This window comes from Corynebacterium pelargi (assembly GCF_014635485.1).
GTDB classification, from domain to species: domain Bacteria; phylum Actinomycetota; class Actinomycetes; order Mycobacteriales; family Mycobacteriaceae; genus Corynebacterium; species Corynebacterium pelargi.
This window is the reverse complement of the sequence record NZ_BMCX01000001.1, coordinates 93,617-115,710: the sequence shown is the minus strand read 5'-3', so window position 1 is coordinate 115,710 and position 22,094 is coordinate 93,617. Positions and strand designations below refer to the sequence as shown.

General features: G+C 57.9%; 18 protein-coding genes and 1 tRNA gene. 14 read left to right on the top strand and 5 right to left on the bottom strand.

The features are described from left to right. Positions 1 to 2 precede the first annotated feature (2 nt). Together scpA and meaB are read left to right on the top strand one after the other, a co-directional pair. Entirely contained in the window at positions 3 to 2,213 is a 2,211-nt protein-coding gene (gene scpA, locus IEU99_RS00515) for a methylmalonyl-CoA mutase (RefSeq protein WP_128889829.1), read from the top strand. Between the two features lie 113 nt (positions 2,214 to 2,326). Beyond that, complete coding sequence (meaB, locus tag IEU99_RS00510) at positions 2,327 to 3,430, top strand: methylmalonyl Co-A mutase-associated GTPase MeaB (protein WP_128889830.1); 1,104 nt, start codon at positions 2,327 to 2,329, stop codon at positions 3,428 to 3,430. Between the two features lie 45 nt (positions 3,431 to 3,475). Here meaB and IEU99_RS00505 read toward each other — a convergent pair. After that, positions 3,476 to 3,561, bottom strand: a tRNA-Leu gene (locus tag IEU99_RS00505). 201 nt (positions 3,562 to 3,762) lie between these two features. Between IEU99_RS00505 and IEU99_RS00500 the strand changes: the two genes are divergently transcribed. Further along, entirely contained in the window at positions 3,763 to 4,299 is a 537-nt protein-coding gene (locus IEU99_RS00500) for a YbhB/YbcL family Raf kinase inhibitor-like protein (protein ID WP_128889831.1), read from the top strand. After that, positions 4,292 to 4,645, top strand: coding sequence for a hypothetical protein (locus IEU99_RS00495; RefSeq protein ID WP_128889832.1), 354 nt, complete (start codon positions 4,292 to 4,294; stop codon positions 4,643 to 4,645). Before IEU99_RS00500 ends, IEU99_RS00495 begins: the two co-directional genes overlap by 8 nt. A 61-nt stretch (positions 4,646 to 4,706) precedes the next feature. Here IEU99_RS00495 and IEU99_RS00490 read toward each other — a convergent pair whose 3' ends face one another. Genes IEU99_RS00490 through IEU99_RS00480 form a run of 3 tightly spaced genes read right to left on the bottom strand, consistent with a single transcriptional unit; the run spans position 4,707 to position 7,769 of the window. After that, positions 4,707 to 5,819 (bottom strand): quinone-dependent dihydroorotate dehydrogenase, encoded by a 1,113-nt coding sequence (locus tag IEU99_RS00490; RefSeq protein WP_128889833.1) that lies wholly within the window; start codon positions 5,817 to 5,819, stop codon positions 4,707 to 4,709. A gap of 48 nt (positions 5,820 to 5,867) precedes the next feature. Continuing rightward, entirely contained in the window at positions 5,868 to 6,857 is a 990-nt protein-coding gene (locus IEU99_RS00485) for an NHL repeat-containing protein (protein ID WP_128889834.1), read from the bottom strand. Positions 6,858 to 6,887: 30 nt separating this feature from the next. Then, positions 6,888 to 7,769 (bottom strand): aldo/keto reductase, encoded by an 882-nt coding sequence (locus tag IEU99_RS00480; protein ID WP_128889835.1) that lies wholly within the window; start codon positions 7,767 to 7,769, stop codon positions 6,888 to 6,890. Between the two features lie 52 nt (positions 7,770 to 7,821). Between IEU99_RS00480 and IEU99_RS00475 the strand changes: the two genes are divergently transcribed. The 10 genes from IEU99_RS00475 to IEU99_RS00430 all read left to right on the top strand — a co-directional run bounded on the left by IEU99_RS00475 (position 7,822) and on the right by IEU99_RS00430 (position 21,185). Next, positions 7,822 to 8,673: an undecaprenyl-diphosphate phosphatase gene (locus tag IEU99_RS00475; protein WP_128890817.1), complete on the top strand. Its 852-nt coding sequence runs from the start codon at positions 7,822 to 7,824 to the stop codon at positions 8,671 to 8,673. A gap of 370 nt (positions 8,674 to 9,043) precedes the next feature. Further along, on the top strand, positions 9,044 to 10,330 hold the full coding sequence (mshC, locus tag IEU99_RS00470) for a cysteine--1-D-myo-inosityl 2-amino-2-deoxy-alpha-D-glucopyranoside ligase (protein ID WP_128889836.1): 1,287 nt from the start codon (positions 9,044 to 9,046) through the stop codon (positions 10,328 to 10,330). A gap of 9 nt (positions 10,331 to 10,339) precedes the next feature. Next, positions 10,340 to 10,726, top strand: a complete 387-nt coding sequence (locus IEU99_RS00465; RefSeq protein ID WP_128889837.1) for a hypothetical protein — start codon at positions 10,340 to 10,342, stop codon at positions 10,724 to 10,726. Between the two features lie 47 nt (positions 10,727 to 10,773). Further along, a complete protein-coding gene (gene metH, locus IEU99_RS00460) occupies positions 10,774 to 14,358 on the top strand; it encodes a methionine synthase (protein ID WP_128889838.1) in 3,585 nt (1,194 codons plus the stop codon). Next, positions 14,351 to 15,031: an HAD family hydrolase gene (locus tag IEU99_RS00455; protein WP_164931155.1), complete on the top strand. Its 681-nt coding sequence runs from the start codon at positions 14,351 to 14,353 to the stop codon at positions 15,029 to 15,031. The genes metH and IEU99_RS00455 overlap by 8 nt, the downstream gene beginning before the upstream one ends. A gap of 40 nt (positions 15,032 to 15,071) precedes the next feature. Continuing rightward, entirely contained in the window at positions 15,072 to 15,335 is a 264-nt protein-coding gene (locus IEU99_RS00450; protein ID WP_128890818.1) for a phosphoribosyl-ATP diphosphatase, read from the top strand. 20 nt (positions 15,336 to 15,355) lie between these two features. Then, positions 15,356 to 16,201 (top strand): ATP phosphoribosyltransferase, encoded by an 846-nt coding sequence (gene hisG / locus IEU99_RS00445; RefSeq protein ID WP_128889840.1) that lies wholly within the window; start codon positions 15,356 to 15,358, stop codon positions 16,199 to 16,201. A 202-nt stretch (positions 16,202 to 16,403) separates the two neighbouring features. Beyond that, the gene (locus IEU99_RS00440; RefSeq protein ID WP_128889841.1) at positions 16,404 to 17,711 is read left to right on the top strand and encodes an anaerobic C4-dicarboxylate transporter; all 1,308 of its coding nucleotides are present in this window, start codon (positions 16,404 to 16,406) and stop codon (positions 17,709 to 17,711) included. Between the two features lie 89 nt (positions 17,712 to 17,800). After that, positions 17,801 to 19,372 (top strand): aspartate ammonia-lyase, encoded by a 1,572-nt coding sequence (aspA, locus tag IEU99_RS00435; protein ID WP_128889842.1) that lies wholly within the window; start codon positions 17,801 to 17,803, stop codon positions 19,370 to 19,372. Between the two features lie 163 nt (positions 19,373 to 19,535). Next, positions 19,536 to 21,185 carry a formate--tetrahydrofolate ligase gene (locus IEU99_RS00430; protein ID WP_128889843.1) on the top strand — a complete coding sequence of 550 codons (1,650 nt, stop codon included), beginning with the start codon at positions 19,536 to 19,538 and terminating at the stop codon, positions 21,183 to 21,185. 41 nt (positions 21,186 to 21,226) lie between these two features. Here the strand turns inward: IEU99_RS00430 and IEU99_RS00425 are convergent, their stop codons facing one another. Then, entirely contained in the window at positions 21,227 to 22,048 is an 822-nt protein-coding gene (locus IEU99_RS00425) for a RecB family exonuclease (protein ID WP_128890819.1), read from the bottom strand. Positions 22,049 to 22,094: the final 46 nt, after the last annotated feature.

Sequence of the window (22,094 nt, the reverse complement as noted above, 5' to 3'; positions counted from 1 at the left end):
TCATGACCAAGATTCCGAATTTTGCAGACTACTCGGCTTCCGCCGAGGCAAAGGATGCTGGCGATGCGCAGGCGCTGCGCGAGCAAGTGTGGACCACACCCGAGGGCATCGATGTGCCGCGCGTGTTTACTCGCGATGACCGCGACGACACTGTAGACGCCGAGCAGCTCGACTCATTCCCGGGCATGCCGCCATTTATGCGTGGCCCATACCCGACCATGTACACCAACCAGCCCTGGACCATTCGCCAGTACGCGGGCTTCTCCACGGCTGCTGAGTCCAATGCCTTCTACCGCCGTAACCTCGCGGCCGGCCAGAAGGGTCTATCGGTGGCCTTCGACTTGGCTACGCACCGCGGCTACGACTCGGATAATGAGCGCGTCGTTGGCGATGTGGGTATGGCCGGTGTGGCCATCGACTCCATCTTGGATATGCGTCAGCTCTTCGAGGGCATCGACTTGGGCGCGGTGTCGGTGTCGATGACCATGAATGGTGCTGTGTTGCCCATTCTGGCGCTGTATATCGTTGCCGCTGAGGAGCAGGGCGTTCCCCCGGAGCAGTTGGCGGGCACCATCCAGAACGACATTCTCAAAGAGTTCATGGTGCGCAACACCTACATCTATCCGCCGAAGCCTTCGATGCGCATCATCTCCAATATCTTCGAGTACACCTCGATGAAGATGCCGCGCTTTAACTCGATTTCCATCTCCGGCTACCACATCCAAGAAGCCGGTGCTACCGCCGACCTCGAGCTTGCTTATACGCTTGCCGACGGCATCGAGTACATCCGTGCTGGTAAGGAAGTCGGACTAGACGTGGATAAGTTCGCGCCGCGTCTGTCCTTCTTCTGGGGCATTTCCATGAATACCTTCATGGAAATTGCCAAGCTTCGTGCAGGTCGCCTCTTGTGGAGCGAGTTGGTGGCGAAGTTCGATCCGAAGAACCCGAAGTCTCAGTCGCTTCGTACTCACTCCCAGACCTCCGGTTGGTCGCTTACGGCTCAGGACGTCTACAACAACGTCCCCCGTACCGCCATCGAGGCCATGGCAGCTACGCAGGGCCACACCCAGTCGCTGCACACCAACGCACTGGACGAGGCACTGGCGCTGCCCACCGACTTCTCGGCACGCATTGCCCGTAACACCCAGTTGCTGCTGCAGCAGGAATCCGGCACTGTACGCCCGGTTGATCCCTGGGCTGGTTCCTACTACATCGAGTGGCTGACCGAGCAGCTCGCCGAGCGCGCCCGTAAGCACATCGAAGAGGTGGAGGAAGCCGGTGGCATGGCACAGGCCACCATCGAGGGCATTCCGAAGCTGCGCATTGAGGAATCCGCCGCTCGTACCCAGGCTCGCATCGACTCCGGCCGCCAGGCACTTATCGGTGTGAACAAGTACGTGGTGGAAGAAGACCAAGAGATTGAAGTGCTCAAGGTTGAAAACACCAAGGTACGCGCCGAGCAAATTGCCAAGCTGGAAAAGCTGCGCGCTGAGCGTGACGAAGAAGCCGTGCAAAAGGCCCTCGATGCGCTGACCGAGGCTGCTCGCAACGAGAATAAACAGCCAGGCGATCTCGAGCAGAACCTGCTCAAGCTCTCGGTGGATGCCGCTCGTGCCAAGGCCACCGTTGGTGAGATTTCCGATGCTCTGGAAAAGGTCTTCGGCCGCCACGAAGCCGAAATTCGCACCCTGTCCGGTGTGTACAAGGAAGAAGTTGGCAAGGAGGGCAAAGTGGGCAACGTTGAGCGTGCCATCGCCATGGCTGATGCCTTCGAGCAGGAAGAGGGTCGCCGCCCCCGCATCTACATTGCGAAGATGGGTCAAGACGGCCACGACCGCGGACAAAAAGTGGTCGCCTCTGCCTACGCGGACCTTGGCATGGATGTGGACGTCGGACCGCTGTTCCAGACCCCGGCTGAAGCCGCACAGGCTGCCGTGGATGCCGACGTGCACGTCGTGGGCGTGTCCTCGCTTGCTGCAGGCCACCTCACCTTGGTGCCGGCGCTGAAAGAAGAGCTGGCCAAGCTTGGTCGTGAAGACATCATGATCGTCGTCGGTGGTGTGATTCCTCCGGGCGATTTCCAGGAGCTTTACGACGACGGCGCTGTTGCTATCTACCCGCCCGGATCCGTCATTGCCGATTCCGCTATCGACATGATGAATAAGCTCGCTGCGCAGCTTGGCATTGATCTGCCTGAGCTCGAGCAAGCCTAGGGCATGACGAGTCAGCACTAAGTAGATGCGCTCCGTGAAAACGGGGCGCATTTACCATTTCAGAAACCTTCGCACTGTTGCACAATGGAAAGTGGAATATAGAAAGGATCGCGATGTCGGATTCCAATGAATTTCTCGAACACCACCTTGGCTCACTGATGACTACTGCCGGTACTGATCTCGGAGAAGTCACCGCAGTTGCCCCGGAGGTAGTCAAGCGTGCAAGAAGAAGGATCGACGTCGACGAGCTCTTCGAGGGAGTACGGGCCGGCAATCGCACCTTGATGTCGCGGGCCATCACGCTCTTGGAATCCACTGCAGCCGCCCACAGGGTGCTCGCGCAGGAACTGCTCGTGCGACTGTTGCCCTTTAGCGGCAACGCGCTTCGCGTGGGCATTACCGGCGTTCCTGGAGTAGGCAAGTCCACCTTTATTGAGGCCTTGGGCATGCACCTGATCGAGCAGCGCAAGAAAGTGGCTGTACTCGCAGTCGATCCTTCCTCCACTCGAACCCGTGGCTCCATCCTGGGCGATAAAACCCGCATGGCCAAGCTTGCCCGCGAAGATGACGCCTTTATTCGTCCCTCGCCTTCAGCGGGCACCTTAGGTGGAGTGGCCAAGGCTACCCGCGAGTCGATGGTGGTGTTTGAGGCCGCAGGCTTTGACGTGATCCTCGTCGAAACCGTCGGTGTGGGCCAGTCGGAGGTGGCGGTGTCGCAGATGGTGGACTGCTTTACCTTCTTGGCGCTCGCCGGCGCTGGCGACCAGTTGCAGGGCATTAAAAAGGGTGTGCTTGAGATGGCCGATCTGGTGGCCATCAATAAAGCCGATGGTCCGAACCTGAAAAACGCCAAGCGCGCCGCCAGGGAGCTGGGAGCTGCCATGCGGATGGTGCGTCAAGAAGATGAACTGTGGCATCCACCGACCATGACGATGTCGGCCGTGGAGCATCAAGGCGTTGATGAGTTCTGGAATCACGTCCTTGAGCACCATCAGGTGATGCTCGAATCGGGTCAGTTTGAACACAATCGTCGCGAGCAGCAGGTGCAGTGGATGTGGTCGATGGTGCATGAGACGCTCTTGCAGCGCCTGAACACCAAGCCGAAGGTGCAGCAGGTTCGCCAGCTCGTGGAGGCACAATTGCGCGATGCGCATATAACACCCACGCTTGCCGCTGAGCGTGTGTTGCAAGCCTTTGATGCGCCAGAGTCTGAATAAGACAAAAGAAAACACCGGAACCAATGTGGTTCCGGTGTTTATTTGTGCCCGAGGGGGGACTTGAACCCCCACGTCCATTAGTAGGACACTAGCACCTCAAGCTAGCGCGTCTGCCATTCCGCCACCCGGGCAGGGTGTGAAGCTTCAGCCTTTCGGCTGGGCACCTGCATTACTATAGGGTGCCTTGCCGATCTATACAAATTGCCTGCTCAATGCCTAAAAATTTAACGTCTGAGCCTTAGTGGGTGTGCACAAGAAATTCCTTGGTGAGCTACGCCAAAGTGGTGCGCGGGAGGTAGTAATCGTCACAATAATCAGGTAGAAAAGGGGCTATGACTTCTTATGACGATCCTCGGTTCCCAGGGCCAGACCCATACGCTCCACTCAAAGATCTTCCCAGCTTTGCGCTGCACAGCGATGACTTCAACGATGGCGACAAGCTTCCAGAAGCACTCACCGCTGAGCACAATGAAACCCCGCACCTGCGCTGGTCGGATCTGCCCGAAGGCACAAAGTCTCTGGCTATCACCTGCTTCGACCCCGATGCGCCCACGGCTGCTGGCTTCTGGCACTGGGCTGTACTCAACATCCCGGTAGAGGTCACTGAGCTTCCTCACGGCAAGGCTGAGGAAGTCTTAGCTCAATACAGCCAAGTCGTCACCCTCGCCGGCGACTCCGGCACCAAGGGCTATTACGGCGCCCAACCTCCGGCTGGCCACGGGCCTCACCGCTACCTTTTTGCAGTCCACGCGGTTGATACCGAGGAGCTTGAGGTAGAAGAGGACAACACCCCCACGGTTTTGGGCTTCAATCTCTATTTCCACTCCCTAGGACGCGCCATCACCTGGGGCTGGTTCGAGAATGAGTAATGCCCTCCGAGTTGGCGGTGCCTTCGTAGCCGTAGGCGCCGCGCTCTTTTTGCTCACGCTGGTGCAGGTACTTGTACAAGGGTGGATGGTGCCCTTCCCGGTGACTTGGTCATTTATCGCAATCATCTTGGCCGCCGGTTTCCTTGGTGCGTTTGCCACCACCGATAAACGCCAGCCCGGATCGCGAATTCAGGTGAGCGCCTTGGCACTTGCTGTAGGCCTGGTCTTCTTAGGCCGGTTACTGCCTCAAGAGCCCTTGATGGTCTGGCAGCAATACTGGCTGCCTGCCTACGGTCTAGCGGCCATCGCGTGCGGCCTGGTGATCCGCCGAAGCACACTTCGCTAAGTACGCCATCAACCATCAACAAAGCCCCCGCTCGAATCAAGCGGGGGCTTTTTGGCGTAGGCTAGTCCGTTTCGATCCACGGCAGCTCGCTGCCGACTGCCTGAGCAATATTCTCAAGGTTGTGGGCGCGGAGTTGCTCGGCAATGCCAAGGTGAATATCGCGAATCCAATCGGGGCCACCGTAAATCATGCCGGTATAGCCCTGCAGCAGCGTGGCGCCAGCAGCAATGCGCTCCCAGGCCTGCTCGGGGGTACTGATGCCACCGACACCGATCAGGACCAACTGCTTGCCCACACGGGCGTAGAGGCGACGAAGCACTTCGAGGGCACGTTCAGCCACTGGAGGCCCCGAGATGCCACCGGCGCCCATGGCCTCTACTTGCTCCGGATCGCTTTGCAGGCCTTCGCGGCTAATGGTGGTGTTGGTTGCAACGATGCCGGCTAATCCGAGCTCAAGGGCAAGATCGGCCACGGCATCGACGTCCTCATCGCTGAGGTCGGGAGCGATCTTGACTAACACTGGAGAGCTTGTTGCCTGCTGTACTGCTTGAAGAATCGGCCTAAGCGAGCTCACCGCCTGCAAGTCCCTCAGCCCTGGGGTGTTGGGGGAGGAGACGTTGACCACCACATAATCGGCGAGATCGCCAAGCAGCGATGCCGAACGGCGATAATCCGCCACGGCGTCTTCGGCTGCAACGACCTTGGTTTTGCCAATGTTGATGCCCACCACATCTTGTGAGGAACGTCGGCGCAGGTTGGCGGCGACTTCCGCCGCACCGACGTTATTAAAGCCCATTCGGTTGAGAATGGCTTTGTCTTTTGGCAGACGGAACAAACGCGGGGCGGGGTTGCCCGGTTGGGGAGAAGCGGTAACGGTGCCGAGTTCTGCATACCCAAAACCGATCGCAGACCATGCATTCGGGGCTTCGCCGTTTTTATCAAAACCGGCGGCGAGTCCGAGCGGGCGCTCGAAGCGCACACCGAAGACTTCCTGGCTTAGGATCTCGTCGCGAACCGGCAGCACCTTGTGCAACAAAGCGCGAAGCGGCGAGGCGCTTTGCACTGCTCCCATGCCCGTGGAGACGATGCCGTGGATTTGTTCGGGCGACATGCGAAACATGCCCTTGAGCAGCAATCCATAGGTTTTTGAACGTAAGGGGTGGGATTGAACCATGGCAATGCAGACTTTCTTTTCAGCGACGTGGCAATAAGGAGGCGGTACCTAGAGTATTTGCAGTCCAGCACCGGATGATGAACCGGCTACGGCAACACCATTATCAAGCACCACCAAGCTGGTGGCGTTGGCCACCGCGTTGGCTTCCCGCTGCAGCTCTAGGGTGCCAGTTTGGGGCGAGTACACCACAACTTTGTTCTTGGCGGTGGAAATAGTCCAGGCCTGCTGATTCTTCTTATCCCACGCCACAGCCCAGGGGCTTTCGGGGGTGGGGATAGTTTGATGCAGACGAATGATCTCTTCAGCGCTATACAAAGCTAGCTGATCACCGACGGTATCGCTGGCAAGCAAGACGCCGTTGGTGCCAGCGGCAATCTGGCCAACGCCGGAACCAACGCGCAGAATGGGACCTTGCTTATCGTCTTGCCAGTGCACATCTTGAATGAGGGAATATTCGCGGTTAATGCGCACCACCGCATCAGGGGAATCGCCATTATCGACGACGATCATCTGGTCGGTGGTTTTTTCCACCCCAACGCTGGTTGGATCCTCGCCTTGGCGGTAGATCCAAACCTCCGATTGTTGATCATCACCGGTGATCAGGGTGCCATCAGAGGTACGCACCGCCACGGTCGCGGGGTGCTCGAGTTGCTGCGTATCGACGTTTCCCTCAGGGGAGATGATTTTCACTTCTTCGCCGCAGGCGCTGACAAAGGCGTCGTGCGCGGCGGTGACGTCACCACACGAGGCATCTAGGTCGACGCTATGAGCTTCGCGGAAGTCCTTATCCTCGATATCGCCAATCAGCAGCTTGCCTTCTGTGCGAATGGCCAGCGTGTTGCCGACATGTTCAAGATCGTCAATGGCCTTCATCGGAATCACCACACCATCGGGGTTATTTTCCGCAGGAGAAGCTGCGGGAGTGGCATTACCGACGGGGGCTTGGTCATCATTGGCGACTTCAGTCACGCTGGTGCCACAAGCAGCCAGCGTAATGGTGCACAGTGCGAGTCCAAGGGTCTTTGCAGCGATCTTCACAGCCGATAACACTACCAGCCGAAAGTTGGATTAGAGGGTGACGTCGTCAAGTGCTTTGGCAATAGCCCGGGGCAGGGTCACATTCTCGGCTGCAATCAGTTCAGCACATTGCTCATCAGTGCGTGGAGTAGCCAAAATGCTGGCCACTCCCGATTGATGGCGCACCCACGCCGCAGCAGCAATGGCCATCGAGATGCCCAAGCCCTCGGCGGCGGTGCGCAAAGCCTTCACCACGGCTTCGCTCCCAGTGAGCAATCCATGCGCTTCGGCATAGCGCTGGGGGTTTTCCTGAGCCTGAACTCCGCGCTCATAGCGGCCACTAAGTACCCCCTGAGCCAGGGGAGCACCGGCGATAATGCCCACGCCTAAATATTCCGCGGCCGGGAAAAGGTCAGTCTCTGGGGTTCGGTGCAAAAGGTGATAGGGAGTAATGGCGGCAACGACCGAGGGGCGGTGGGTAAGCGCAAGCTGCCAACCTTGATAGCCACGAACTCCCGCGTAGCGCACCTTGCCTTGGCGCACCACCTGTTCGAGGGTATCCGCCACCTCAAAGGCGGGTGTGTGCGGATCCCAGAAGCCAACACTCCATAGGTCAATATGGTCACGACCCAAGGCGCGAAGCATCCCGTCGAGCTGAGAGATGAGATTGCGACGCGAGCAATCCACCCGCCTTCCCATCGGCGCTTCGGGGTTTACCCCAGAGGCCACAGAAATGATGTCCTCAGAACCAAGCAAGCGCGACGCCATCTCAACAGCAGCAGGGGAGACGTCGACAAGCGTGCCTCCGGCATCCTTGAAGGTACGGACAATCGCTCGTGCCTGATCCCAATCGGTGCCTTTGCCCCAGGTTTCAGTACCCAGGCCGAAGGTCGAGACCCTTAATCCGCTGGCGCCAATCGTTGCTTCTCTCACGCTTAACCAGATTAGTAGTACGCTGCCCTACGTGATTGAACACAGCCAAACTTTGCATGCCGCTGCCACGAGCGATCTCTCCTGGGCGCAAACCATCGTGCTCTCCATTGTTCAAGGGCTCACCGAGTTTCTGCCTGTAAGCTCCTCTGGCCACCTTCGTATCGTCTCCGAGCTTTTCTGGGGTCAAGACGCCGGCGCCAGCTTCACTGCCGTGGTGCAGCTTGGCACCGAAGCCGCAGTGCTGGTCTACTTTGCCAAAGACATCTGGCGCATCCTCAAAGCCTGGTTCCAAGGCCTTGCCGATAAAAGCAAACGTAACTTCGATTACCGCATGGGCTGGATGGTCATCGTCGGCACCATTCCCGTGTCCTTGATGGGTGTGCTGTTTAAAGACGCCATCCGCGAAGGTGCGCGCAACCTTTGGATCACCGCAAGCGTGCTAGTGCTGTTTTCCTTCGTGTTTATCCTTGCCGAAAAACTCGGCAGCAAGCGCCGCAACTTTGATCAACTCACCATGAAAGACGCGATCATTATGGGCTTTGCCCAGTGCCTCGCACTGATCCCCGGCGTCTCGCGTTCCGGCGGCACCATTTCAGCCGGCTTGTTCGTCGGCCTCAACCGTGAGGTAGCCGCGCGTTTTAGCTTCTTGCTCGCCATTCCCGCGGTACTTGCCTCGGGGCTGTTTTCACTCCCAGACGCCTTTAACCCCGAAGCCGGCCAGGCAGCATCGGGTGCTCAGCTTCTGGTAGGCACCGGCATTGCCTTCGTGCTGGGCTATGTCTCCATTGCATGGCTGCTGCGCTTTGTCTCTCACCACTCCTTTGCTTGGTTTGCGGCTTACCGCATCCCAGTCGGCCTCGGTGTTATGGCACTGCTGGCCACCGGCGTACTGCAGCCGATCTAAGAGCGCTAACATCCCGGCGGCGCACCTAAAAGGCCTGCACCTTCACGCACCTGCGGGCCTGCACGCCCTCAAGCCCTCGCATGAATTCCCGAACAAGGCGATGCGGGGGTTTTGCCGATTTTCGGTGTTGCTTAGAGCGACCACATAGGTTCTTGGGGCAGGAAGGCAGGGCAGCAGGGCTAGAGCAGGGGGCTGGCTTGGCGTGGGGTGTGCGTGGCTTCCAGCGACACCGATTAGCACCGCGCAGTACCGCGCATCAGACACCAGCCGCAAGCACCCCAACCCCAAACCCAGCCCCAAACAGCGCAGCCCCAGGGCCGCCCGGGTCCTCGCTATAACTGTGCAACCCCAATGCAATACAGTGGTTGGCATGCATTCTTGGCCAAAGCCCGAAATAGCCACGTTGGATATCACCATCCCACCATTGCGCCTCTATGATTCTGCCGATCAGCGCATCAAGGAAGTTGAAACGGATCAACAGCCGGTGGGCGTCTACGTTTGCGGCATTACTCCATATGACTCCACTCATCTCGGGCACGCAGCGACATACCTGAGCTTTGATTTAGCCATCCGGCATCTGCTGGCCGCCGGGCACCAGGTGCACTACGTGCAAAACATCACCGACGTTGATGATCCTCTGTTTGAGCGCGCCGAACGCGATGGTGTGGACTGGCGTGAGCTTGGCACCAGCCAGATCGATCTGTTCCGCTCGGATATGGAAGCACTCAGCGTGATCCCTCCGCAGGATTACATCGGCGCGATGGAAAGCGTGGATGAGGTGGTGCGCATGGTCCAGCAACTCTTAGACGCAGGCGCTGCATATATCACCGAAGGCGAGTACGCCGATATCTACGCCTCGATTCAGGCGACGGATCACTTCGGGTATGAGTCCAATTATGATCGCGCCACCATGGAAACGTTCTTCGCTGAACGCGGTGGGGATCCGGAGCGTCCCGGCAAGCGTGATCCCCTGGATGCGTTGATTTGGCGTGCAGCGCGCGAGGGTGAGCCCTCGTGGGATGCGCCCTTTGGTGCTGGCCGTCCTGGTTGGCACGTGGAATGTTCTGCCATTGCCACCAACCGTCTTGGCCGCCATTTCGCTATTCAAGGTGGTGGGGCGGATCTGAAGTTCCCTCACCATGAGTTCTCGGCTGCGCATGCAGAGGCCGCGTTGGGTTGCCCGCGCATGGCCGGCCACTATGCCCATGCCGGGATGATTGCCCTTGATGGGGTCAAGATGAGCAAGTCGCTGGGCAATTTGGTCTTCGTATCCAAGCTCACCGCCGCAGGCCATGATCCCGCAGCCATTCGTCTTGGCGTGTTTGCGGGGCATTACCGCGCGGATCGCGATTGGTCTGACAGCGTGCTCGAAGAGGCGGAGCACCGCCTTGCTCTGTGGCGCGCAGCCTGCGTGAAGGCGGAAAGCGAGCAGGCCGCTGTGGCGCTGTGCCAGCAGGTGGCCCAGGCTTTGGCAGATGACTTGAATACCCCTCGGGCTCTTGAGCTTATCGACGCCTGGGCGCGCACCACCCTTGGCGTTGATAGCAGCGAGGTGTTCGATCAGCACAACGCAACTAGTGTTGGAGGCTCAGACCTTTCAGTTGCTGGCAACAAGGTTGTCGCGTGTGTTGATGCGCTGCTTGGCATCAAACTCTAGGAGGATGGCATGAGCAATACCCCCGAAACTCTCATTGACGCTTGGATCAGCGGCCTGGAGGAATTTGCCACTGGGGCATACCTCAAGGAAGAGGAGCGCACCTTCTGGGAACCACCCTTTCCGGTGGAGGCTCTGGGGCAGCTTCGCTCATTGTTGATGGCTTTTGTGCAGCAGCAAGGCCTAGGCCAAGGTCAGCGCAACGTGGATGCCGAGGTCTTTGATGCTGGGCTTAAGGATTTGGAGCACAGGCTGACTGAATTTAATTCTCAGCACTTCGACGCCGTGATCGAGCCTGAGGAGCATGAAGAATTAAACCAGCTCATCACCCAAATCGCCCGCTACGGTGGGGTAGAGGTGGATCATCTGGATGCGTTTCCTTTATTTGAAGAAGACTAAGCCTGGCTTGAGGTTCAGCCCCATAAACATACTAAGCTGTCTACTCGATGACTACCGCGAGCACTGCACAGCAATCTGAATTCCTCGACGCGCTACAGCGCCACGTTCTCATCGGCGACGGCGCTATGGGCACCCAGCTTCAAGGCTTCGAACTCGACCTTGAACAGGACTTCCTCAACCTAGAGGGCTGCAATGAAATCCTGAACCACACCCGCCCCGATGTGGTGGGCAGTATTCACCGAGCCTATTTCGAGGCCGGAGCCGACTTGGTAGAAACCAATACCTTCGGCTGCAACCTGCCCAACCTGGCTGATTATGACATCGCCGATCGTTGCCGAGAGCTCGCCTATAAAGGCGCAAAGATTGCCCGTGAGGTCGCGGACGATCTCGGGCCAGGCCGCGATGGGATGCGCCGTTTTGTTGTGGGCTCTTTAGGCCCTGGCACCAAACTGCCCTCGCTTGGCCATGCGCCTTTTCATCGCCTGCGCGATTATTACCTCGAAGCGGCACTCGGTCTGGTCGAAGGCGGCGCCGATGCCATCCTGATTGAAACTGCCCAGGATTTGCTACAGGTCAAAGCGGCCGTGCATGGTTGCAAGCAGGCTTTTGAGCAGCTCGGCACCTCCGTGCCGATTATCTGCCACGTCACCGTGGAAACCACCGGCACCATGCTGCTCGGCTCGGAAATCGGCGCCGCACTGACGGCCATCGAACCGCTTGGCGTAGATATGATTGGCCTCAACTGCGCCACCGGCCCCGATGAGATGAGCGAGCACCTTCGTTATCTTTCTCAAAACGCCAATATGCCCGTCTCGGTCATGCCCAATGCTGGCTTGCCTGAACTTGGCCCAAACGGTGCGGTGTACCCACTTGGCGCGCAGGACCTCGCCGACGCCTTGTTCCGCTTTGTAGAAGACTATGGCTTGCGCATGGTTGGTGGCTGCTGTGGCACCACGCCTGAGCACATCTCGGCGGTACGCGATGCCGTGGTGGGCAAGGCAACCCCGGCTCCGCGTAGCACTGCCGAACTAGATTCCGTGTCTTCGCTATATACCTCGGTGCCACTGACCCAAGACACCGGCATCACCATGATTGGTGAGCGCACCAACGCCAATGGTTCCAAGGCATTCCGTGAGGCCATCCTCAGTGGCGATTGGGAAACCTGCATCGACATTGCCAAGCAGCAAACCCGCGATGGCGCCCACATGATCGACCTCTGTGTGGATTATGTTGGCCGTGATGGCACCGAGGATATGGCCAAGCTGGCCTCCTTGATTGCCACGAGTTCCACCCTGCCGGTGATGATCGACTCCACCGAACCTGAGGTCATTCGAACTGGTCTTGAGCACCTCGGCGGTAGGTGTGCGGTGAATTCGGTGAACTTTGAAGATGGCGACGGCCCTGATTCGCGCTATCAAAAGATCATGGCATTGGTGCAGCGTCATGGCGCTGCCGTGGTGGCGTTGACCATTGATGAAGAAGGCCAGGCTCGTACCGCCGAGCATAAGATCCGCATTGCTGAGCGCCTGATCGCTGATATCACCGGCACTTGGGGCTTAAAGGAACACGACATCATCGTCGACTGCCTGACCTTCCCCATTTCTACCGGCCAGGAAGAAACCCGACGCGATGGCATTGAAACGATCGAGGCGATTCGCGAGCTCAAAAAACGCCATCCGAATATTCACACCACCTTGGGGCTTTCGAATATCTCATTCGGCCTGAACCCCGCGGCGCGGCAGGTGCTGAACTCCGTGTTCTTGCACGAGTGCGTCCAAGCCGGTTTGGACTCAGCAATTGCGCATAGCTCCAAGATTCTGCCCATGAACCGTATTGAAGATCGCCAGCGCGAAGTAGCGCTGGATATGATCTACGACCGCCGCACTGAGGATTATGATCCGCTGCAGGTGTTCATGGAGTTGTTTGAGGGCGTATCGGCTGCATCTTCTAAGGATGCCCGTGCGGAAGCGCTCGCGGCCATGCCGCTATTTGAGCGCATCGCGCAGCGCGTGATCGACGGTGAGAAAAACGGTATTGAAGCTGATCTCGATGCCGGCATGGAAGAAAAAGAGCCGTTGCAGATCATTAACGAGGATTTGCTCGCCGGTATGAAAACGGTGGGTGAGCTCTTTGGTTCCGGCCAGATGCAGCTTCCCTTCGTGCTGCAGTCGGCTGAAACCATGAAGCACGCCGTGGCGCACTTGGAGCAATTTATGGAGGCCAAAGACGACTCCGGCTCCAATGGCACCATCGTCATTGCCACGGTAAAAGGCGACGTGCACGATATCGGCAAAAACTTGGTCGACATCATCTTGTCCAATAACGGCTTTAACGTGGTCAATATCGGCATCAAACAGCCCATTGCCAATATCCTTGAGGCCGCCGAAAAGCATGACGCGCACGCCATTGGCATGTCGGGACTGTTGGTGAAATCCACGGTGATCATGAAAGAGAATCTGCAGGAGATGAATGCCGTGGCCAAGGCGCATTTCCCGGTGATTCTCGGTGGCGCCGCCTTAACTCGCGCCTATGTCGAAGACGATTTGGCTGAGATTTATGAAGGCGACGTGCACTACGCCAAGGATGCCTTCGAGTCCTTAAGGCTCATGCAGGAATTTATGGCCAGGATCAATGGCGATGCTCCCGCGGTGGATTCGGCCGAGGCCGCCAAGGCGCAGGAAAAGCGTGAAGAACGCAAGGCTCGTCGCGAGCGTTCGAAGCGCATCGCCGCTGAGCGCAAGGCAAAACTTGAGCCAGTGGAGGTGCCGGAGCGTTCCGAGGTCGCTCGCGATGTGCCAGTGGCAACCCCACCATTTTGGGGCTCCCGCGTGGTCAAGGGCATCCCCTTGGCCGATTATCTGCCACTGCTTGATGAGCGCGCATTGTTCATGGGTCGTTGGGGCCTCAAAGGCACCCGCGGAGGCGAAGGTCCAAGCTATGAGGAATTGGTGGAAACTGATGGCCGCCCCAGGCTGCGCTATTGGCTCGATCGCCTCAAAGCTGAAGGCGTACTCGACCACGCAGCCTTGGTCTATGGTTTTTATCCTGCCGTCTCGGAAGGCGACACGGTGATCCTGTTGGCGGAGCCGGATCCGAAGGCTGAAGAGGTAGCCCGTTTCGAGTTCCCCCGACAGCAGCGCGGAAAGTTCTTGTGCATTGCCGATTTCATTCGGGATCGCGAAGTGGCTGAGGCAACCGGCCAGGTTGATGTGTTCCCCATGCAGTTGGTCACGATGGGCCAGCCCATTGCCGATTTTGCCAATGAGCTTTTCGCCGCGGATAACTACCGCGATTACCTAGAAGTCCACGGAGTGGGCGTCCAGCTCACCGAAGCACTTGCCGAATACTGGCACTCGCGCATTCGCCACGACCTTGCCTTAAGCGATGGCACCTCTGCCGGAGATGAGGACGCGGAGAACCCGGAGCACTTCTTTAACCTGGAATACCGCGGTGCTCGCTATTCCTTTGGCTATGGCTCCTGCCCGAATTTGGAGGATCGCAAGACGCTGGTGGAGTTGCTGGAACCGGAGCGCCTCGGCGTGAGCTTGAGCGAGGAGCTGCAGCTTCATCCCGAGCAGTCCACCGATGCCTTCGTGCTCTACCACCCCGAGGCGAAGTACTTCAATGTTTAGCGCGATCATCTGGGACATGGACGGCACCCTCGTCGATTCCGAGCCCTTGTGGGCACGGGGCACCTACGAGATGAGCGAGGCCATGGGCAAAAGGCTCACCCCTGAGCTTCAGGCCCAAACGGTTGGGGCAAGCTTTAGTTTTACCGCGCGACTCTGCGCCGAGCATGCCGGTTTAGAGCTTTTCGACGAAGCGTATTGGCGCTCATTCGCTTTTAAGAACATGCGAGCACTGTTCGCAAAAGAACTTGAGCTGCGCCCGGGCGTGGCAACGATGCTCCAAGGCTTTCATGCCAGCGGTGTGCCCATGGCCATTGCCACGAATACTGAACGCGAAGTCGCCGATGGGGCCATTGATTTCCTCGGCCGTGACCTCTTTGAAGCCACAGTGTGTGGTGACGAAGTGCCCGAAGGAAAACCAGCACCGGATATCTACCTCAAAGCAGCAGAGCTGCTAGGCGTGGAACCTACATCGTGTCTGGTGTTTGAAGATTCCGTAGCGGGCATGCAGGCGGCTTTGGCTGCGCACACCACAGTTATCGGTTTGCCCGAGGATGAAGAAAAGTTGGTGCCAGGCGCGCACTCCATGCGGGCGTTATGTGGTGGCATCGACTTCGATTTTGAGCAGGCGAGCGATCTGGCGTTTTGGTCCGGTGCCCTTCAAAAGGGGGACTAACGCCTGAAGGCTAGGGGAGAAGGTGGCATACTTAGCCATCGTGAAAAACTTCGATTCCCTGTTTGAAGAGCTCCTCGACCGCGCCGAGACCCGACCGGAGGGTTCTGGCACCGTCAAAGCATTGGATTCAGGCATCCATACCCTCGGCAAGAAAGTGATTGAAGAAGCCGGCGAGGTGTGGCTGGCTGCGGAGCATGAATCAGACGAGGCCCTGGCTGAGGAGATCGCCCAGCTTATGTACTGGTCCCAGGTGATTATGCTCAAGCGCGGTCTGCGCCCAGAAGATATTTATAAATACCTCTAAAAAAGAAAGGCCCGAAGCACGTGCTGAAGGTTGCTATCCCCAATAAGGGCTCACTGTCTGAGGCCGCGACGGAAATTCTCAAAGAAGCCGGCTACACCGGCCGCGGCGAGTCGAAAATGCTCACCGTGCACGACAAAGCCAACGACGTTGAGTTCTTCTTCTTGCGACCCAAAGACATCGCAATTTATGTCGCAGGTGGGCAACTCGACCTCGGTATCACCGGCAGGGATCTCGCCGCCGACTCTAAAGCTGACGTCGAAGAGGTCATGACCCTGGGGTTTGGTGCATCAACATTCCGCTATGCCGCACCAAAAGATCAAGCGTGGGACGTCGAAAAGCTTGAAGGCAAGCGCGTTGCAACCTCGTATCCGAATTTGGTGCGCCAAGACCTCGCGCGCCGGGGGATTCAGGCTGAGGTGATCCGACTCGATGGCGCGGTGGAGATTTCCATCAAACTCGGCGTGGCAGATGCCATCGCGGATGTTGTCTCAACCGGCAGGACATTGCGTAAGCAGGGACTTGAGCCTTTTGGCGAGCCACTGGTTGATTCTGAAGCCGTGGTGGTAGGCCGCAAAGGCGTGGAGGTTGATCAGGAGCAGAAGGTCTTCCTGGCACGTCTTCGAGGCATTTTGCACGCCCAGCACTACCTCATGCTCGATTACAACGTCGATTCCGCGCACCTGGAAAAGGCACGAGCCATTACTCCTGGGGTTACCGGCCCGACCGTTTCGCCGCTGGCGCGCGAAGGTTGGGTAGCGGTGCGTGCGTTGGTGCCGCGTGCGAAGGCAAATCAGATCATGGATTCACTGGTCGATATTGGGGCCGAAGCTATTTTGGCCTCTGATATTCGCATCGCCAGGGTCTAGAGATTCCCCTTTGGTGGGATTGACCACGTTTCCCCCGGTTCCCAAGGCTGGGATCCGGGGGTTTTCGCATGTCACACCGGGTTTTTAGCCACTTCGTAGGGGTCGTTCAAAAGTTGCATGCATAGGTTTGCATGGCGCATGATGGGGGATGAGTGCGTAGTGGCACCAATGCTGCTACCAACGAAGAAAAGGACGCATCCTCATGGTGATCCTCCATATCCTGATCGTGCTTTTCGCGATCATTCTTGGCGTGCGCCTCGGCTCGATTGGCATCGGCTTTGCCGGAGGCCTCGGCGTACTGCTCCTTGGTATCCTCGGCGTACCAGTTACCCGAGAAGACATCCCCTTCGACGTCATCGGCATCATCATGGCCGTGATCGCCGCGATTGCCGCCATGCAACGCGCCGGCGGCATGGACTATCTGGTGCATATCGCAGAAAAAGCACTGCGCAAGAACCCCAAGTACATCACCTACGTGGCCCCGGTCGTGACGTATCTGATGACGCTGTTCGCAGGCACCGGCCACACCGCGTTTTCCACCCTGCCGGTGATCGTCGAAGTATCCAAAGAATCCGGTATCCGGCCCTCGCGGCCGCTATCGGTGGCGGTACCCGCCTCACAAATGGCCATTACCGCCTCACCCATTTCCGCAGCGGTGGTCTTTGTTGCCTCGATCCTCGAACCGATGGGGGTTGGGTATCTCACGCTGCTGGCAGTTGCTATCCCCGCGACGTTCCTATCCATTTTCCCCACCGCTTGGTTGGCCAACCGCTTGGGCAAAGATCTCGACCAAGACCCGGTGTACCAGCAGCGTCTGGCCAAAGGGCTCGTGAGCAAACCCAAGGGCCAACAAGCCTTTCATGCAAGCAGCGCAGGCAAGGCCTCGGTGTGGATCTTCCTGATCGCCATCATCTTCGTGATGGTCTATGCCACCTTGATTTCCGACCAGGTGGGCTTGATCAGCGACCCAGCACTGCCACGTAATGAGGCCATCATGTCGATGATGCTGGCCGCAGCAACCGCGATCGTGCTCTTCTGCAAAATCCCCGCCGATGAGATTCTCAAAACCCAGGTGTTCCGCTCCGGCATGTCCGCCTGCGTGTGCGTGCTCGGTGTGGCTTGGCTCGGTACTACCTTGATCAACTACTACATCGAAGACATCAAGGGCTTTTCCAATGAACTGCTCGGCTCGTACCCCTGGATGCTAGCCGTCGTGCTCTTCTTTGCCGCAGCACTGCTGTATTCACAAGCCGCCACCTCCAAGGCATTGCTGCCGGCTGCTTTGGCCATCGGCGTTTCGCCACTCACGGTCGTCGCCGCCTTCCCCGCAGTATCCGCGCTCTTCCTTTTGCCGACCTATCCCACCTTGCTCGCAGCAGTGGAGATGGACGATACCGGCTCAACAAGGATCGGCAATGCCGTGTTCAACCACCCCTTCATCATTCCCGGAACCCTCGCCATCGTCATTGCAGTGGCACTGGGCTTCCTCTTTGGTTCGGTGATGATTTAAAGAAAAGGCCAATACTTTAGACCTAGAAAGCACATGTGCCCCGTATCATTTGGGGTGCGTACCACTCCCAATACCTTAAGGAGTTCGAAATGGCGTCAAAGGCCAACAACAAAGACGTAAAAGACACCCACGGCGGCGAAGCTGAAGCTGTGGAAGAAAAGAAGTCGGCCGAACAGCAGCAGGACAAAGAACAATCCAGCCAACGTGGGGCTGCGAAAAAGGCGCAGACCTCCAAGAAGCCGAAGGTGAGAATCGAAGAGGACCTCCTCGGCGAGATGGAGATTCCCGAAGACGCCTACTACGGCATTCACACCATGCGTGCGATCGAGAACTACCAAATCTCACGCACCACCATCAACCATGTTCCGGAATTCATTCGCGGCATGGTGGCGGTGAAAAAGGCCGCGGCAAGAGCTAATCGACGCCTCCACGTCCTGCCCAAAGAAAAGGCCGAGGCCATCGAGTGGGCATGCGATCAGATCTTGGTTGAAGGCCGCTGCATGGATCAATTCCCCATTGACGTTTTCCAAGGTGGTGCAGGCACCAGCCTGAATATGAACACCAATGAGGTCGTGGCCAACCTCGCACTGGAGTACCTGGGTAAGCCCAAGGGCACCTATGACGTGATCAACCCCAATGATGACGTCAATATGAGCCAGTCCACCAACGATGCCTATCCCACCGGATTCCGCCTCGGCGTCTATGCCTGCATGTTGCGTCTGATCGACGAGATCAATGAGCTCGAGCGCGCATTCCGCGATAAAGGCTCAGAATTCGTCGACATCTTGAAGATGGGCCGCACCCAACTGCAAGACGCCGTGCCGATGACCCTGGGAGAAGAATTCCAGGCCTTCGCCCACAACCTGGCAGAAGAACAATCAGTGCTGCGCACCGCCGCAGACCGTCTGCTTGAAATCAACCTCGGAGCCACAGCCATTGGCACCGGGCTCAACACCCCGGCGGGGTATCGCCACCAAGTCACCGCAACGCTTTCGGAGGTGACTGGCCTGGAGATGAAGTCGGCTCGCGACCTGATCGAGGCCACCTCGGATACCGGCGCCTATGTGCTGGCGCACTCCGCGGTCAAACGCGCTGCCATGAAGATCTCCAAGATCTGCAACGATCTGCGTCTGCTTTCTTCTGGCCCCACGGCAGGTCTGCACGAAATTAATTTGCCACCACGTGCAGCAGGTTCCTCGATCATGCCGGCGAAGGTTAATCCGGTGATCCCCGAGGTATGTAACCAGGTGTGCTTCAAGGTCTTCGGCAATGATCTCACCGTGACCATGGCAGCAGAAGCAGGACAATTGCAGCTCAACGTGATGGAGCCGGTGATTGGCGAGGCGCTCTTCCAGTCACTGCGCATCTTGGCGAATGCCGCAGCAACGCTGCGCACCAAGTGCGTGGAAGGCATTACCGCCAACGCCGAAGTGTGCCGCGCCTATGTGGAAAACTCCATCGGTATCGTCACCTACCTCAACCCATTTATTGGCCACCACCAAGGTGATCTGATTGGTAAAGAGGCAGCAGCCACGGGGAAAACCGTGCGCGAATTGGTGCTGGAAAAAGGTCTGATGAGCCAGGAACTGCTTGATCAAGTCTTAAGCACCGAAAACCTGATGCACCCCACCTTCCGAGGCACCTTGTACCTGGAAAACTAATTCATTGTCTTGCTTGCGCACCTGCATAGAGCATGCAAGAAGCCCTCAGCGCTTCTGCCGTGCTCGCAGGTGCGTTGGCCTTTGGGCATGATGGAGAAGCAGGCCAGTACATTTTGCGCCACCCATGTGAAAGCCCACCCAAGCAGAAAGGCGTTTGATAACGATGCAATCCGATGTCGCTATTGCGCAGGCACACCAGCTCGAAGCAATTGAAACCATCGCGGCCAAAGTAGATATCCCCGAAGAAGCCGTATTGCCCTATGGACGCTCCAAAGCCAAGGTAGACCCGGCGCTGGTGCCAACCGAGCGCAAGGGCAAGCTGGTGCTCGTCACCGGTATGTCGCCAACACCCGCTGGTGAAGGCAAGTCCACAGTCCTCATTGGCCTGGCAGATGCCTTTAGCCTTCAAGGCCACCGCACCGTGGTGGCCATTCGCGAGCCTTCCCTTGGCCCAGTCATGGGCATCAAGGGTGGAGCTGCCGGCGGCGGATACTCACAGATCGTGCCGATGGAAGACATCAACCTGCATTTCACCGGCGATTTCCACGCCATTACCTCAGCCAATAACACCCTGGCCGCCATCATCGATAACCACATTCACCAGGGCAATGAGCTCGGCATTGACGTGCGACGCATCACCTGGCAGCGCTGCCAAGACGTCAATGATCGCTCGCTGCGCAACGTCGTGACCGGCTTAGGTGGCAAGGCCCACGGAGTACCCGAGCAGACCGGCTTTAGCATCACCGCCGCCAGCGAGATCATGGCCATTTTGTGTCTGGCCACCTCATTGGAAGACCTTAAAGAACGCATCTCCCGGGTCGTGGTGGCGCAAACCTTCGATGGCGCACCTGTCACCGTGGCCCAACTCAACGCCGAGGGCGCGCTGACCGCCTTGCTTCGCGACGCCATCCAGCCGAACCTCGTGCAGACCATCGGAGGCACCCCGGCATTCGTTCACGGCGGACCATTTGCCAATATCGCTCACGGCTGCAACTCCCTGATTGCTACCGACACTGCGCTACGTTTGGGCGATGTTGTACTGACCGAGGCAGGTTTTGGTTCGGATTTAGGTGCCGAGAAATTCTTCGATATTAAAGCCCGCGCCGGTGAACTCAACGTGGATGCGGCAGTCATCGTGGCAACGATTCGTTCCTTAAAGTACAACGGCGGTGCAGCCCGCGACGTACTCAACCAGGAAGACCTTGGCGCCTTGGAAAAGGGCGTGTGCAATCTCGAACGTCACGTGGAAAACATCCGCCAATTCGGTGTTGAGCCGGTCGTGGCGCTCAATGAATTTTCCTTCGACTCCGATGCCGAGCGTGAGTGGATGCATCAGTGGGCTACAAGCGCCGGTGTTCGTTTGGTAGATGTTGCCGCATGGGAGCGCGGGGGAGAAGGCGCTACAGACCTTGCTCAGGCCATCACCGAACAGTGGGATCAGCACTCCCGTAGCCTGTACGACCCAGCCGAGGGCATCGAGGCTTCAATCCGCAGTATTGCCACCAAGATCTACCGGGCCGACGATGTGGAGCTGAGCAAAAAGGCCCGCAAGGACCTTGAATATCTCAAGGCCAATGGTTGGGACACGCTACCGGTCTGTATCTCTAAGACCCAGTACTCCTTCTCGGATGATCCCCAAGCACTCGGCGCCCCCAGCGGCCATGTGCTGCATGTGCGAGAGTTGCTGCCCCGAATCGGTGCGGGCTTCATCGTTGCGCTCACCGGCGATGTGATGACTATGCCTGGTCTGCCCAAGCGACCCGCAGCCGAGAAGATCGACGTCGAAGACGGCAAGATCGTCGGACTGTTCTAGGTTTTTCGCCTGGCTGTTTCCACTGAAGAAAGCACAGCGCGTTATTTCGCCGCCGAACCTGGCCAACCAGGATATTTCGGCGGCGTTCCTCCTTGTTCGGGGCAGTACTGGTGGAAGGAGCACCATCCGCACAGGGCATTCTTCTTTGCCTGAAATTCACCGCTTTCGCCGTCGCGCTCAATGCTGGCCCACAGCTCAAGCAAGTCGCGTTCGAAATACTCCAGCTCCTCCTTGCTGGGCTGCATGTACAAAGAGTCGCAGACCTTGAGGTACATCAAGCGAAGCTGGTGTGGAATCACCCCATAGAGGCGCCAATACACCAGGGCATAAAAGCGCATCTGGAATTTGGCATCGTCGGCGTATTGGGGCTTTGGTTTTTTGCCCGTCTTATAGTCCACCACGCGCACCTGCCCGGTCGGCGCGACGTCGATACGGTCGATAAAACCTCGCACCGGCACCCCATTGGGCAAGGTGGTGTTAACAAATTGTTCCCGCGAGCGCGGATCAAAGCCCAAGGGATTTTCCATCTCGAAATAGCCGCGCAATAGCGTGCGGCACTCGATCAAGAAATCCAGCAATACATCCTCCGGCACGAGCTCGGCTAAGGCTTCGTCCTTCTCGATCATCTCGGCCCAGCGTGGTTTCAGCATCTTCACCGCTTTGGGGTAGGTGCGCTCGGGTTGGGGAAGCTCGAAGAGATCTTCTAGCACTTTGTGCACCAACGTGCCTTTGACCTGCGCAACGGTTTTTGGCTCCGGGATTTTGTCAATGGCTTTTAGCCGGTACTGCAAGGGACAACGCTGGTAGTCGGAAGCCCTCGAAGGTGACAAGGCAATGCGCATGGTTCGGCTCATAGGTTTCATCATGGTACAGGCCTGCACGGACTGAAAGTGAGCAGCGCTAGGCTAA